The 14,128-nt window shown below is 63.0% G+C and carries 12 protein-coding genes; 5 read left to right on the plus strand and 7 right to left on the minus strand.

Going from position 1 to position 14,128, the window contains the following annotated elements; translation table 11 throughout:
* From G486_RS0121030 to G486_RS0121050, 4 genes are all read left to right on the plus strand, one after another.
* A partial coding sequence (locus G486_RS0121030) for an IS30 family transposase (protein WP_027017297.1) occupies positions 1–444 on the plus strand: 444 nt, incomplete at its 5' end.
* A 309-nt stretch (positions 445–753) separates the two neighbouring features.
* Entirely contained in the window at positions 754–1,305 is a 552-nt protein-coding gene (locus G486_RS0121040; RefSeq protein ID WP_156920122.1) for a hypothetical protein, read from the plus strand.
* The gene (locus tag G486_RS24200; protein WP_156920123.1) at positions 1,302–1,478 is read left to right on the plus strand and encodes a hypothetical protein; all 177 of its coding nucleotides are present in this window, start codon (positions 1,302–1,304) and stop codon (positions 1,476–1,478) included. Before G486_RS0121040 ends, G486_RS24200 begins: the two co-directional genes overlap by 4 nt.
* Before the next feature lie 41 nt (positions 1,479–1,519).
* Positions 1,520–3,709: a phosphocholine-specific phospholipase C gene (locus G486_RS0121050; RefSeq protein WP_027017299.1), complete on the plus strand. Its 2,190-nt coding sequence runs from the start codon at positions 1,520–1,522 to the stop codon at positions 3,707–3,709.
* Between the two features lie 131 nt (positions 3,710–3,840).
* Here G486_RS0121050 and G486_RS0121055 read toward each other — a convergent pair whose 3' ends face one another.
* From G486_RS0121055 to G486_RS0121085, 7 genes are all read right to left on the minus strand, one after another.
* Complete coding sequence (locus tag G486_RS0121055) at positions 3,841–4,791, minus strand: GGDEF domain-containing protein (protein ID WP_034388760.1); 951 nt, start codon at positions 4,789–4,791, stop codon at positions 3,841–3,843.
* Positions 4,792–5,055: 264 nt separating this feature from the next.
* Positions 5,056–6,090 (minus strand): serine/threonine protein kinase, encoded by a 1,035-nt coding sequence (locus G486_RS0121060; RefSeq protein WP_027017301.1) that lies wholly within the window; start codon positions 6,088–6,090, stop codon positions 5,056–5,058.
* A gap of 46 nt (positions 6,091–6,136) precedes the next feature.
* A complete protein-coding gene (locus G486_RS0121065; protein WP_027017302.1) occupies positions 6,137–7,606 on the minus strand; it encodes a serine/threonine protein kinase in 1,470 nt (489 codons plus the stop codon).
* Positions 7,607–7,610: 4 nt separating this feature from the next.
* The gene (locus G486_RS0121070; RefSeq protein ID WP_027017303.1) at positions 7,611–8,369 is read right to left on the minus strand and encodes a metallophosphoesterase family protein; all 759 of its coding nucleotides are present in this window, start codon (positions 8,367–8,369) and stop codon (positions 7,611–7,613) included.
* Between the two features lie 270 nt (positions 8,370–8,639).
* Positions 8,640–10,556, minus strand: a complete 1,917-nt coding sequence (locus G486_RS0121075; protein WP_027017304.1) for an FAD-dependent monooxygenase — start codon at positions 10,554–10,556, stop codon at positions 8,640–8,642.
* Positions 10,557–10,651: 95 nt separating this feature from the next.
* The gene (locus tag G486_RS0121080; RefSeq protein ID WP_027017305.1) at positions 10,652–12,010 is read right to left on the minus strand and encodes an FAD-dependent oxidoreductase; all 1,359 of its coding nucleotides are present in this window, start codon (positions 12,008–12,010) and stop codon (positions 10,652–10,654) included.
* Between the two features lie 21 nt (positions 12,011–12,031).
* Complete coding sequence (locus G486_RS0121085; RefSeq protein ID WP_051303721.1) at positions 12,032–13,018, minus strand: Bug family tripartite tricarboxylate transporter substrate binding protein; 987 nt, start codon at positions 13,016–13,018, stop codon at positions 12,032–12,034.
* A gap of 158 nt (positions 13,019–13,176) precedes the next feature.
* On the opposite strand from G486_RS0121085, the gene G486_RS0121090 reads away from it, so the two are divergent.
* Positions 13,177–14,082, plus strand: a complete 906-nt coding sequence (locus G486_RS0121090; RefSeq protein WP_027017307.1) for a LysR family transcriptional regulator — start codon at positions 13,177–13,179, stop codon at positions 14,080–14,082.
* Positions 14,083–14,128: the final 46 nt, after the last annotated feature.

Raw genomic sequence — 14,128 nt, forward strand, 5'->3', positions numbered from 1 at the left:
ATTGGAACTTTGGTGGAGCGCACTACACGCCTGGTGGTGCTGGTCAAGCTACCCCACCCCCATCCCGCGACGGCAGCGCATGTGCTGCAGGCCTTCACAGACAAACTCAACAGCATTGCCCGCCCCATGCGCCAGACCTTGACCTATGACCGGGGCAAGGAGATGGCCGAGCATGTCCAGCTCACCAAGAACACAGGCATGAAGGTGTACTTCTGCGACCCGCACAGCCCCTGGCAGCGGGGCAGCAACGAGAACACCAATGGACTGCTACGCCAGTACTTCCCCAAAGGCACCGACCTCAGTGGCTACACGCAGGAGCAGCTTGATGCGGTCGCAGACCAGCTCAATGGGCGGCCCAGGATGACGCTGGGTTGGCGCAAGCCCATAGACGTTTATGCACAGCACCTGGCCCAGTTGGCTTTGCAGCCTGAATCCGTGCATTGATCTTTTGTTGCACTTGGACTTGAATCCGCCCAGTGTTCTGAGTGCGCCGGTTAATCCATTTTTGATAGCTGAAAGCGCTTGATGGACGGGCGCTAGAGGCCTAACTCCTTTGATGACCTGTCCCCTTCTGCAGGCTGCCGTCATGAAAACAGCATGCAGGTGTCACCTCGGGGACATCTCCGGTTTGCATACTCGCACCTCATTCAACGCATAGGGGCTTGATCCTTCATCTCCTGTGCGGCAGATGGGTGGCCAGACTTCGCACGGACCATCGGTCTGTGGGTACTCAGTCTGACCACGGAGAACAAGGTGCCGCCTCCAAAAAACATCTGCAAGCTGGCCGCCAGTGCCATGCCCTCTTCGCTGTTGCTCGCCTGCGGTGGTGGCGAGAGCAGCCCCCCAGCTCCCACGGATCCCGTCGATCCCGAAATCAAGCCGCCTCCAGTGATTTCTCAGCAGCCAGCGAGCAAGGTCTTGCTGGTGCAGGCCGGTGGCCTGTCCTATCCGGCCTTGATGCAGGCCATGGCTTCGCTGGCGGGGGCTGGTGCTTCAGCGCCAGCGGATCTGCAGGTGCTGTATGCCCGGCCATCGCTGGCCGATGTGCAGCCCACGGTGCTCAGGCACCTGGGTGTCGATGCCTGGGCCGGGCGCGAGGATCTCGAAGGCCAGGCCCTGCAGGCGCCGGGCTCCATACACAGCATGCAGGCGAGCTCCGGCAAGGACAAGGCCAGCGTGCTGCGGTCCTGGAAGCTGGGGCAAGAACCGTCTGCACCCTTGAAGCTGCTGCGCGACGCTGAGCCCATTGCCACGCTGCCTGCGGGCACGACGCAATACACGGACGACAGGCTGCCTGCCATATGAAGACTGTTCACGCTTTTGCACCCGCGCTGTGGCGCCACGTTCTGCTGGGCGTTTGTGTGGCGCTCACTCTCACGGCCTGCGGCGGCGACAAGCCCGAGCCCGAGGAGCCCACTGTGCCGACCGGTCCCACAGACCCCAATGAGAAGACGCCGCAACTGCGCTGTGCGCCTTGACCGGTTTCTCGCTCCCATACGCTTTTGCCTCCAGACCAATGATGTCTTCCTCCAGACGCAGATTTCTCGCCAGCGGCCTTGGTGTCGGTGCTTCCGCTGCCGCCCTGTCCATGTTTCCGCCCAGCATCCGCCGTGCGCTGGCCATACCGGCGAACAATCGCACGGGCACGATCAAGGATGTGGAGCATGTGGTCATCCTCATGCAGGAGAACCGCTCATTCGACAATTACTTCGGCACCTTGATCGGTGTGCGCGGCTTCGGTGACCGTTTCACGATACCCGTGCCCAACGGGCTCAATGTGTTGCAGCAACTCGATGCCACAGGCAAGGTGATTCTTCCCTACCACCTGGATCAGACCCGGGGCAATGCCCAGCGCGTCTCGGGAACGCCGCACAGTTGGATCGATGCACGCGATGCCTGGGACAAGGGACGCATGTACCGCTGGCCGGCTTCCAAGGAGCCCCAGTCCATGGGCTATTACAAGGAGCAGGAAGTCTCGTTTCAGTACGCGCTGGCCAATGCCTTCACCTTGTGCGATGCGTACTTTTGCTCGCTGCATGGTGGCACAAACACCAACCGCCTGTTCCACTGGACGGGAACGAACGGCGCCAATGTGGGCGATCGTGGTGTGGTGGTCAACAACGCGCGCGACTGGCTTGGATCGGGCTCGGATGTCAACGACAGCCACCGCTGGAAGACCTATCCCGAGCGCCTGGAAGCGGCCGGCGTGAGCTGGCTGGTCTACCAGTACATGCCCGATAACTTCACGGACAATCCGCTGGTCGGCTTCAGGCAATACCGTCAAGCCAATCTGGATTCGGGCAAGCCCGTATTCCATGACCAGAGCACCTGCCCGGCCTACGATCGGGCTTCGGACGGCAAGGGCTTGTACAAGGGCATTGCCAATACCATGCCCGATGGCGGTCTGCTGGGCAGCTTCAAGGCCGATGTCCTGGCCGGCCGGCTGCCCCAGGTTTCCTGGATCATCGCTCCGGCCGAATACTCCGAGCATCCGGGCCCCTCGAGCCCCGTGCAGGGCGCCTGGTATATCCAGGAGGTGCTGGATGCGCTCACGGCCAACCCCGAGGTCTGGAGCAAGACCGTGCTGTTCATCAACTTCGATGAGAACGATGGCTACTTCGATCACATGCCGCCGCCTTGTGCTCCTTCGCTGGACATGGCCAGTGGCCTGATCCATGGCAAGACCACGTTGTCCAAGGACGATCTCTCCTGCGAGTACTACACCCATGCGGCGGCCGAGGGCACCGCCATGCCTGCGGCCGACGGCGATTGCTATGGCCCGGGGCCGCGTGTGCCGATGTATGTGATCTCGCCCTGGAGCCGTGGCGGCTGGGTCAATTCCCAGCAGTTCGATCACACTTCGGTGCTGCGTTTCCTGGAAGCCCGCTTCGGCGTGGCAGAGGGCAATATCTCGCCTTACAGGCGTGCCGTGTTTGGTGATCTCACCTCGGCCTTCAACTTCACCTCTCCCAATCACGAGCAGTTGGCTCCCTTGCCTGGGCGTCGGAACAGAAGTGAGGCCGATGAGCTGCGCTATGCCCAGGAGGCACTGGCCCAGGTGGCCCGGCCCGAGCTGCAGCAACTGCCGCAGCAGCCGACGGGGGTGCGTCCTTCGCGCGCCTTGCCCTATGAGTTGCATACCAGCGCACGCGTGGACCAGCTCACGGGGCAGGTGACGCTGATCTTCGCCAACAGCGGCTCCCAGGCCGGCGTGTTCCACGTTTATGACAAGCTCAACCTGGGCCGTGTGCCGCGCCGCTTCATGGTCGAGGCTGGCAAACAGCTCAGCGATACCTGGAAGGCAGCGGACAAGGTCGGAAAGTACGACCTCTGGGTGCTCGGGCCCAACGGCTATCACCGCAGGTTTTCCGGCGATGCCATGACCAGGGCAGGCCAGCCCGATCCCGAAGTGCGTGTGTGCTATGACATTGCGGGAGGCAAGATCTATCTGAAGCTCATGAATGCAGGCCGGACCGAGGCTCGGTTCACCGTGCGCGCCAGGGCCTACCGCGAAGATGGCCCTTGGCGCATCACGGTGGCCCCTGGAGGCATGGGCGAGCTGCACTGGGACCTGTCAGACAGCGCGCGCTGGTATGACTTTGTAGTCAGTTGCGCCGAGATGCCTGACTATGCGCGCCGCTTTGCGGGCCGTGTGGAGACGGGGCAGCATGGCTGGAGCGATCCCTTTATGGGGCGCAGCGATCTTTGACTGCTGTCGGCAGTCCAGGCGCCAGCGGCTTCTTCAAAGGCGTCTTGTCGCAAAACCAGGTTGCCGGCTGAGCTTGTCTCTCGTGTACGGGCTGGGCTCAGCTTGGTGTGCTCGAGGGGTTGAAAACGCAGTTACTCGAACACCACTTGGTCACGGCCTTGCCGTTTGGCCTGGTACAGGCGATGGTCGGCCAGGGCCACCAACTGCTGGGCGTTGCTCGATGGCGAAGGCGTTGCACTGGCCACGCCCAGACTCACGCTCAGAATGCCGCCATGCGGCGATGACTCATGTGGCAGACCGAGGTCGCGCACGGTGCGGAGCAGGCCTTGTGCCACCTGTACCGCACCCTCCAGATCGGTATGCGGCAGCAGGCACAGGAATTCCTCTCCGCCATAGCGGGCCAGCAAATCTCCAGGCCTTTGCAGAACCTCGGAGAAGGCCCGGGCGAGGCGCACCAGGCAATCGTCCCCGGCGAGATGGCCGTAATGATCGTTGTAGGCCTTGAAGAAGTCCACGTCGATCATGATCAGGGACAGCGGCTGTTCCAGGCGCTGCAGGCGCAGATATTCTCGCCCGAGCTGGGCGTCGAGAAAGCGCCGGTTGGCCAGGTCCGTCAGCGGATCGCTGTGCGACAGGCGCTCCAGGACCTGGCGCTGGCGCATGAGTTCCAGATGGTTGCGCACACGTGCGCGCAGCACAGGGGCGCGAAATGGCGTGGTCACAAAATCCACGGCGCCCAGGTTCAGGCCCAGCTCCTCGCAGTGCAGCTCGATCTGCGCGGTGAGAAAGATCACCGGAATCTGGGCGGTCGCCAGGTCGGCCTTGAGACGGCGGCAGACTTCGAAGCCATCCATCTCTGGCATTTTCACGTCCAGCAGAATCAGGTCCGGCTGGTGCTCGCGGGCCAGCTCGAGAGCCTGCATCCCATGGTTGGCAATGAGCACGTCCCCCAGGTCATGCAGCACACTGCGTATGACGCTGGCATTGCCAGGAACGTCGTCTACGACAAGCACCTTCTGCACGGCCGGGGGCGGGCGAAGTGTCTGGGGCAGATGCGATGACCGAGGTGGAAGAAAAGACATGAGCAGGTGCCGGTCTGGATCTTTGCAAGAAAAATGCGCTGTAAAGAAAAACAGCAAAGTCTAGACCAGCATGCGGCGAAAAGCGCTGCCATCCTTGTGAGGGCACAATCCCTGAAAATTAATGTCGTGTACAAGACATTTCTGCATAGGCAGACTTGATCAGGTGCAGGAGGTTGATACGTTTCTTGACGAGCAAGAGCTGCTCCGCAGCGAGGCTGACTTTCGCCTTCGAAGGGAAGGCGCGAAGCGATTCAGGAAGCCATATCAAACAAACAAAGGTGCTTCCTGCATGGCCTCGATCTGTTCGTGCAGCATGGCGACCTGGCCGCGCCAGTAATCGGGGCTGCCGAACCAGGGGAAGTTGATGGCGAAAATGGGATCATCCCAGCGCCTGGCCAGCCAGGCGCTGTAATGGATCAGGCGCAGCGTGCGCAGCGGCTCGATCAGGGCCAGCTCGCGCCGGTCGAAGGGCCTGAACTGCTCGTAGCCTTCGAGCAGGGCACTCAGTTGCTGGGTGCGCTGGGCGCGATCGCCGGACAGCAGCATCCACAGGTCCTGCACTGCCGGGCCCATGCGCGCATCGTCGAGGTCCACGAAGTGGGGGCCGCCCCGGCCTTCTGCGTCCAGCGGCGTCCACAGCACATTGCCGGGGTGGCAGTCGCCATGCAGGCGCAGATGCTGTGCCTGATTTAGGTTGAATAGCCCTAAACCGCTTTGCTGGCAAGTGCCTTCAGCTATCAAATCAAGAGCTTTCTGGCATTCCGTCTGCCAGGTCGAGCGCACTTCGGCTGGGATCAACTGCTGCTCGAGCAGCCATTGCATGGGCTCCGAGCCAAAGCTTTGCAGATCCAGGCGGGGGCGCTCGCCGAACGGTCTGGCCGAGCCCACGCTGTGTATGCGTGCGAGGAACCGGCCTATCCATTCCAGTACCTCATAGTCGTCGAGCTCGGGCCTGCGCCCGCCGCGCCAGGGACTGACGCTGAAAAGAAAGCCCGCATGCTCATGCACGCTGCTGCCCTGCAGCGTCAGCGGTGCAACCACGGGGACTTCACTATCGGCCAGCTCCTGTGCAAAGTCGTGCTCTTCCGCGAGCTGGGCGCGGCTCCAGCGGTCCGGGCGGTAAAACTTGGCGACCACCCTGTCGTCCGAGTCAAGATGGGCCAGATAGACCCGGTTCTCATAGGAGCTCAGGGCCGTGAGCCGTCCGTCAGGCTCCAGGCCGACGGCACTCAATGCGTCCAGTATGCAGTCGGGCGTGAGCGCGGCAAACGGGTGTTCCTTGGGGTGTTGGGTCTTCATGGGGCCGGATTGTCGTATGCCTGCCATGGGCTGGGGCCTGTAACCATCACTCCTCGATGGGAGAAGAGGCCGTGGCTTGCGTTGTTCCCAAGGCGCTGAAGGGCAGTTGCTGCTTGACGAGGATCACGGTGCAGGGCGCATCGCGGGCCACGCGTATGGGAATCGTGTCGATGAAACGCTGCAACTGCAGGCCGTGGGTGGCGGCACCCAGAATCATCATGCCGACGCGATTGGCTTCGGCATAGCGGATCAGGGCCTGGGCTACGTCCGAGGCCTCGAGCACATGAAAGCTGGCGCTGTGGTTGCTCAGATCCAGGCCCGCAGCCCATTGCCTGAGACGAGCGCGGTGCTTGCGGTGCGCCATGGTTTCGCTGTGCTCATGGCTGGCGTTGCTGCTGGAGGCCGGCGAGATCACGCTCACACAGGCCAGGCGCGCGCCGGGGCGTATGCCAAGCGAGCGGGCCACGGCCTCGCGCAGCGAGTACAGCGTGGCATCGCTCACATCCTCGTGGGGAATGGCCACCATGACGATGGGCACCTGCTCTATTTGCTGTGCTGGCAGAGGGCTGGGCTGGTAGTGCATGCCTGCTGCCTTGATCCAGCGCTTGAAGTGAGTCTTGAAGCCCGGCCCGCGCAGGCGCCGTCCGCGCTCGCCTGTGACCACCTGGTCGGGGTTGGAAAGGTCCAGGGCCAGATGCGCTGCCGTGGGGTAGCGCTGGGCGGCTTCGGGCTCCAGGCAGCGCAAAATCACCTCCTGCAGCCACTCGGGCAGATCGGGACGGTGCTGGCGTAGCGGCGCAGGCGTCATCCACAGGCGCTGGCGCAGGCCGCCGCTGGTGACGGGTGCGCCAAACGGCAACTCGCCCGTGGCCATTTCATAGAGCACCACACCCAGGGCGAAGATGTCGCTGCGCAAGTCGCCGCGCACGCCCACCACCTGTTCGGGCGCCATCCAGGTCGGCGATCCCACAGCCTTGCGCATTTCCTCGGCCAGCAGGTCGGGGTAGTGGGCATGGCAGGACAGGCCAAAGTCCAGGAGCACCACGCTGCCATCGGGGCGCAGCAGCATGTTGGCGGGCTTGATGTCCAGATGGCAGACGTTTTGCTGGTGGATGTTGTGCGCAGCAATGGCCATGACGCTGCCCATGCGCGCGATGGTGGCTGCATCCCTGGCCTCGACGGGATGCTGCTCCAGCCAGTGCTGCAGCGTCTGCCCGGGTACATATTCCATCACCAGATAGGGCAGACGCAGCAGATCGCCTGCAGCCACGAATCGCGGCACATGCGAGCCCGAAAGCCGGGGCAGTATGCCCAGTTCGACCTCGAAGCTCACAATGTTCTCGGCCCCATCCTGCAGGGTCATGCGTGGAATCTTCATGACCATGGGAAAGCTGCGCTGCATGTCGGCCTGTGCATTGGCGTAGCCCACACGGTAGATATGGGCCATGCCGCCGGAGTGCAGGCATTCGTGCAGCACGAAGCCATCGATTTCCGAGCCTGGGGCAAGCAGCTTCATGACGCTACAGGCCCTGTTCCAGGCGGTCGGCGCAAAGCGCCGGCAGGCCTGTGCTGCGCACGGCGGCGGCGGCGCCCATGTGGTCGTAGCTCACACGGTGAAAGCACAGTGTGGCGTCCTGCTCGTCGAACAGGGCGTACATGGCGCGCGTATCGCCGTCGCGTGGCTGGCCGCAGGAGCCCACCAGCGCCAGCCATTGGCGGTGCGGCGGCACGGGCACGGCCACGCCCGGCTGGGGAGCAAAGCGCATGAGCTTGGCCGTGGGCGTGAGAAAGTACAAGGCCTGCTCATGCACATGGCCGCTGAATACGTAGCGTATGGCCGGGTCCATGAGCGTGGCCGCGTCCAGGCTGCGTTCGGCAGCATTCGCGTCGAGCACGTAGTGCCAGCGACCGGGGCTGTCGGCGCTTGCATGCACGAGCAGGGCACTGGCGCCCAGGCGAGCGGTCAGCGGCAAGCCTTGCAAAAAGGCGCGCTGGCGTGCGTCGAGTTGCGGTGCCGTCCATTGCGCGCTTTGCTCGGCCAGCGTTCTGGGGGCAGGCTTGGGTGCGAGGGCGGCTTCATCGTGGTTGCCGCGCACGCAGGCCGCCCCGGCCTCGACCAAGGCCATGACCTTGTCGAGCACGGGTCCGGGGTCGGCTCCATAACCGATCAGGTCGCCGAGCAGCGCAAACTGCTGCGCGCCCTGGGCCTGGGCATGATCCAGACAGGCTTGCAGGGCTTGAAGATTGGAGTGGATGTCGGACAGCAAGGCAATTTTCATGAGGGACTCGTGAACGCAGTCCAGGCATGATGCCGGGCCAAGCTGAGCCCAGGCTTGCAGCGCTTGCTCATCAGACCTGGGGTAAACCTGGGTCTGCATGCCCGGTGCTGCAGCCATGGCTTATGCCGCGACCCCATGCCGGAATTGGCCCACTTTGCGCGCACCCATGTGGGCTGGGGCAGCTGTCGTCGGCCGGTCCGTCGCGTATACGTGCGCGTGCCACCTCTCTGGTCAGTTAGGCGATGGGCAGAGGCTTGCTGCGTAGCCCGGTCAGGGCAGGGGCGGCTGTGGCGGCTCCTGGAAAATGCCGCTGAAGAACTCGGCCATCTGCGCATGCGCATCCAGGGGGAACAGGGCGGCCACATGCTGGTCGGGGCGTACGATGACCATGCAGCCGGCATCGCGGTTCACCCCGCGCAGGTCGAAGATGTCCTGCCCCCGGCGCTCGTCCATGCTGTAGACCTTTTCGTAGTCGGTCAGGCCGTAGCGGCCCTTGGTGGGGCGAAGCAGGGCGGGCAGGTCCACCATATCGAGCTCGCGGTGTGGCGACTGCAGAACGGCCAGTACTTCCATGACCGCATCCACATCGCAGCCTTGAGGCGTGAGGCGGCGCAGCGGCGACTGCGCATCGGACTCCAGATACTGCATGAGGGCGCGCAGCTTGGAATCATCCCGATCCATCTGGCGGTAGTCGGCAAAAGCAATCAGGCGCCAGCGGCCATCGGCCTTGATCGCATGGCCCAGATGCATGGGCCTGCCGTCCAGACTGCGCACCACGGGCGCGGAGTGCAGGCGCGTGCCTATGCGCAGGCCCGGTGCCAGTTCCTGATGGCGTGCGTCCGCCGTGATCATGGAGGGGGCATAGCAGGTCTCCACTCCTGCGGTAAAGCGGCCCTTGCGCTCGAAATAGTTCTGGAATTCGCGCGGGTCCACACCTTGGGCTGCCTGATTTTCGGCGCGCTTGGGTTTTTCGCTGAACATCCTTGCGAACTCGCGGTCGAAATCTATGAGTCCCTGGGCAATGGACTTGCGCTCGGCCGAGTAGGTCTGAAGCAGTTCGGATCTGGCCTGGCCGCGCAGCACCGAGGCCAGCTTCCAGCCCAGATTGAAGCCGTCCTGCATGGATACATTCATGCCCTGGCCGGCCTTGGGGCTGTGGGTGTGGCAGGCATCGCCTGCGATGAAGATGCGCGGCTCCTGCTGCAGGCCGTCGGTGCTGAGGCTGTCGTCGAAGCGGTCGCAGATGCGCTGGCCTATCTCATAGACCGACCACCAGGCGACCTGGCGGATGTCCAGGCGGTAGGGGTGCATGATGTTTTGCGCGGCCTCGATGAGCTTTTCGCTGGTGGCCGTGGAGCGGTCCAGACGCTGGTTTTCCTGCAGCTTGTCGAGCTCGATGTACATGCGCACCAGGTGCCCGCCTTCGCGCGGGATGATGAGCATATTGCCGCCATTGTTGGAGTGGATGGCGCATTTGAGACGTATGTCCGGAAAGTCGGTGGACAGCAAGACGTCCATCACGCCCCAGGACTGGTTGGCCGAGTCCCCTCTCATGGCATAACCCAGATGCCGGCGCACGGCGCTGTGCGCGCCATCGCAGCCCACGAGATAACGGGTCTTGAGCCGGTGTTTTTCCAGGCCTTGTGCGGTCCGGGTTTCCAGCTCCAGCTGCACGCCGTCATGCTGGCGCTCCATGGCGGTGAGCCGGCTGTCGTACAGCGGCTGCAAGGCGGCTGGGGCCTGGGCCATGCGGTCCAGAAAGAACTGATGGATGCGTGCCTGGCTCAGGATGACATGGGGGAACTCGGAAAGCCCGTCCTCGGTGTCGTAGATGCGGCCGCTGCGCACGATGGACTGGGGCGCATGCACGTCCGGGCGCCAGAACGCCGTCTCGTTGACCCAGTAGCTCTCCTTGAGTACCTTGTCGGCGAAGTCGAAGGCCTGGAACATCTCCATGGAGCGGCAGGCGATGCCGTCGGCCTGGCCGATTTCCAGAGGGCCGCTCTTTTGCTCCAGGACCAGTGTTCTGATGCTGCTGAACTCGGCCAGCTGGGCCGCGAGGGTCAGGCCCGTGGGGCCGCTGCCCACGATGACCACGTCATACTCATCGCCCAGGGCGGGTGCTTGACGGCCCTGGTTGCGAATCGCGGGGTCGCCAGGATAGAAGCCATTCTGATAGAACTGCATGTCTTTTTGAAAATACTCGGGGGAAACGGGAGGGCGCGAAGCCGCTGGCCGCAGGCAGGCTGCGGCCAGGCAGAGCAACGGCGTACAGAAGACTTTTAGCGCTCTATGTAGGCGCCATCGGCGATGAGTCGCTGTTGCAGGGCCGGTACGGAAATTTCTGCAAACGGCGTGTCCTTGAACATGGCTGCGGCCGTGCCCGCAGCCTGCCCCATCACAAAGCAGCCGCCGCTGGCCCGGGCTGCGGACTGACCTTCATGGGTGGCCGATGCGCAGCGCCCTGCCACCAGCAGGTTGGAGATGCCCAGGGGGACGAGCATGCGCCAGGGCAGGTCGTTGTAGGCGCGCTGAGCGGACTTGGGGAACACCCAGTCCACGCGTCCGTCCTGGTGCATTTCCATGGGCCAGGCGTTGATGCCTACCGTGTCCTCGAAGCGCGCGGAGTTCTCTATGTCGTCGCGGCTCAACTGATAGAGGCCGCAGATTCTGCGCGTCTCGCGTATGCCGACCTGGGGAGCGATCTCGATGATGTAGGAGTTCGCAAAGCCCGGAACCTCGGCACGCAGGAATTCGAAATAGCTGGCGATCTGGCGGCGGCCTTCTATCTCGCCCTGACTGAGCTCCACGGCATCCACGCCGTTCATGGCCTTGCCCTGTGCATTCTTGATCTGGGTGACGTTCACGCGCCATTCCGTAGGATTGAGCTGGGGACGGACGATGGCTCCATCGCGTGGGAAAACATAGCGCCCCGGATGTCTTTCCTGGGCCTGGCGCATATAGTCGTTGATGGCCTTGAAGTCACCAATCGCAGCCAGGGCAGAAGCCGCATCCACGTTGCCCACGCGGAACATGGTGGTCGGGAACAGGCCGCTGCCCTGGCCGTCGCCGACCTCGAAGGGCACACCGGCCTGGGCTGCGACATCGCCATCGCCCGTGCAGTCTATGAAGGCCCGTGCCCGTATGGCCTTGCGCCCGGATTTGGTTTCCACAAGCAGGCTGTCCATTCGGCCATCGGCCAGGCTCACGGCCCTGGCCTGAGCGTGGAACAGCAATTCCACGCCATGCTCTAGCAGCAGCGCATCGGCCGCGCATTTGTAGGCCGAAATGTCGTAGGAGCGCACACGTATGCGGCCCTGCATGCCGTCCTGGGGCTGGTTCAGGCCGCCCAGCCACTCTATGCGCTCCATCAGCTCATCGACCACGCCATGCACCAGTTGCTGCATGACGCCGTTTCTGATGCCGTACAGCCCAGCAAGGTTGGTCACGCCTCCGGCAGTTCCCATGCCGCCCAGAAAACCATAGCTCTCGATCAGCAGCGTGCGGGCGCCGTTTCTGGCTGCACTGGCCGCAGCCGCAATACCCGAGGGGCCGCCGCCGATGACGACGACATCGTATTCGCCATGAACGGCCACGTTCTTGGCTGGCTCAACAACAAAGCCTGAGGAGGGAGAAGACATGGGGGAGTCCTGTAATGCCGCTCAGTCGAGTCGGATCTGGTGGCTGTCGATGATGCTTTTCATGAGCTGGGTTTCACGCTCTATCAAGGTCTGCAACTGAGCCGGGGAAGGTGTGTCCGGGGCTTGCCAGCCTGCGGTGACCAACTGCTTCCTGACCCCGGCATCGCCCAGGGCCGTCTGTACGGCTCGGACCATTTTTTCCTGATCGGCCGGGGGCAGGTTTTTGGGCGCCACCATGGCCGTCCAGACTTCAAGATTGAACCCCTTGATGCCCAGGTCCGACAGCGGTGCAATGCCGGGCGCGATCTCGCTGGCCTTTTCCGAAGTGGCCCCAATGGCCTGGACCTTGCCGGCGCTTGCCTGGGGCAGGGCAATTCCGGGAGGGATCAGGGCCATGTCGATCTCCTTGGCGATCAGGGCCGTGATCACATGCGTATTGCCCTGGTAGGGAATATGGGTGGGCTTGAGGCCGGGCACCTTGTCGGCCAGCAACTCCATGCCCAGGTGGGCGACCGAGCCGTTGCCCACGGAGCCGTAGTTGAGACGGCTGGCGTTCTGGACGGCCGTGCTGAAGAACTCCTTGCCTGCGGGCAGACCGTTGCGTGACAGCAGGATCAGCGGTGCCGTGCCTATCAGGCTGATATAGCTGAAGTCCTTGGCTGGCTCGTAGGGCAGCTTGGGGTAGAGCATCTTGGCCGAGGTCAGGTTGCCATTGATGACGATGCCAAAGGTGTGGCCGTCCGAGGACTTGGCCGTCTGGTCGGTGGCGATATTGCCCGAGGCGCCAGGCTTGTTCTCGATGATGACGGGTACCTTGAGCTGCTCGGAGATTTTGGGCGCAATCGCACGTGCCGCCATGTCAGGCGTGGAGCCGCCAGGAAAGCCCACCAGCAGACGTATGGGTTTTTGCGGCCAGGCGGCCGGCTGGGCGAGGGCCGGGCTCAAACCTGCCCAGGCCGTAAGTGCGGTCAGAAAGACCGCGGTTGTCTTGGTGAGGGAAAGGCGCATATTTGTCTCCTTGATTGAATCGTCAGGTCCGATGCGGACGCCGGCCAGGCGCATTGCGGCCGGGACTTGTGAAAGTGCCTGATTGTTTGTTTTTGTGCACTGCTTCTGTCAATCTGTATATAAGATGATGTTTATCAAGTTTTTTGATAATTCAACCGATGGCGCAGCTCGATCTCGAATGGCTCAGGGTTTTTGAGGCCATACACAACACGGCCAGCGTGAGCCGTGCGGCAGCGAGTCTTGGCATGTCCCAGGCGGCTGCCAGCACGGCTTTGGGCAAACTGCGGAGCTACTTTGGCGATCCGCTGTTCACGCGTACCTCGCAGGGCATGCTGCCCACGGCGCGGGCCCAGTACCTGCTGCCCGTGGTCAGCGATATCGCGGCCAAGCTCGAAGGCGCGCGCGATCAAGGCCATGAGTTCGATCCCAGGGCATCGGTGAGGCGCTTCAGGATTTGCATGACCGATATCAGCGAGTCCGTGCTGTTGCCGGGCATCGTCCGGGCCGTGTCGCGCGAGTCGCCCACGCTATCGGTCTCGGTGGAGATGATTGCGCCCGACACTGCTGCACGCATGGAGGATGGGAGCGTCAATCTTGCGGTGGGCTTCATGCCACAGCTTGATGCGGGCTATCGTCAGCAGGTGCTGTTTCAGCAGAGTTTTGTCTGTATCGCAGCCCAGGAGCACCCGCGCATCCGCTCACGCATTAGCAAAGAGCAGTTTGCGGCCGAGATGCATATCAATGTGCTCACCCTGGGCACGGGTCATGAAGACCTGATCGATCGGGCGCTCAGGCGGTTGCAGATCTCGCGCAAGGTGGCCCTGGAGGTCAGGGGTTTCATGAGCGTGGCCCGCATCGTCGAGGAGACCGAGCTCATCGCCACGGTGCCGCTGCGCTTTGCCGAGCTTGCAAAAGAGCGCATGAATATCCAGGTGCTGCCGCCGCCGCTGGCCTTGCCGACCTATGCGGTCAAGCAGCACTGGCATGAGCGCTTCCACAATGACGCTTCCAGCCGGTGGCTGCGCCAGCGCGTAGTGCAAGCCGCGCGTGAATCGGGGTCTTAGAGCGTGTTTACGATCTCTACGCAGGTGCGTTGGAGCGCAATCGGGA

The organism is Comamonas composti DSM 21721 (genome assembly GCF_000429845.1).
Taxonomy (GTDB): Bacteria; Pseudomonadota; Gammaproteobacteria; order Burkholderiales; family Burkholderiaceae_C; genus Comamonas; species Comamonas composti.

Excerpts from the sequence above, each read along its gene's own strand:
- G486_RS24200 (WP_156920123.1), top strand. The coding sequence starts at position 1,302 with ATGAAGACTGTTCACGCTTTTGCACCCGCGCTGTGGCGCCACGTTCTG.
- G486_RS0121050 (WP_027017299.1), top strand. The coding sequence starts at position 1,520 with ATGTCTTCCTCCAGACGCAGATTTCTCGCCAGCGGCCTTGGTGTCGGT.
- G486_RS0121055 (WP_034388760.1), bottom strand. The coding sequence starts at position 4,791 with ATGTCTTTTCTTCCACCTCGGTCATCGCATCTGCCCCAGACACTTCGC.
- G486_RS0121060 (WP_027017301.1), bottom strand. The coding sequence starts at position 6,090 with ATGAAGACCCAACACCCCAAGGAACACCCGTTTGCCGCGCTCACGCCC.
- G486_RS0121065 (WP_027017302.1), bottom strand. The coding sequence starts at position 7,606 with ATGAAGCTGCTTGCCCCAGGCTCGGAAATCGATGGCTTCGTGCTGCAC.
- G486_RS0121070 (WP_027017303.1), bottom strand. The coding sequence starts at position 8,369 with ATGAAAATTGCCTTGCTGTCCGACATCCACTCCAATCTTCAAGCCCTG.
- G486_RS0121075 (WP_027017304.1), bottom strand. The coding sequence starts at position 10,556 with ATGCAGTTCTATCAGAATGGCTTCTATCCTGGCGACCCCGCGATTCGC.
- G486_RS0121080 (WP_027017305.1), bottom strand. The coding sequence starts at position 12,010 with ATGTCTTCTCCCTCCTCAGGCTTTGTTGTTGAGCCAGCCAAGAACGTG.
- G486_RS0121085 (WP_051303721.1), bottom strand. The coding sequence starts at position 13,018 with ATGCGCCTTTCCCTCACCAAGACAACCGCGGTCTTTCTGACCGCACTT.
- G486_RS0121090 (WP_027017307.1), top strand. The coding sequence starts at position 13,177 with ATGGCGCAGCTCGATCTCGAATGGCTCAGGGTTTTTGAGGCCATACAC.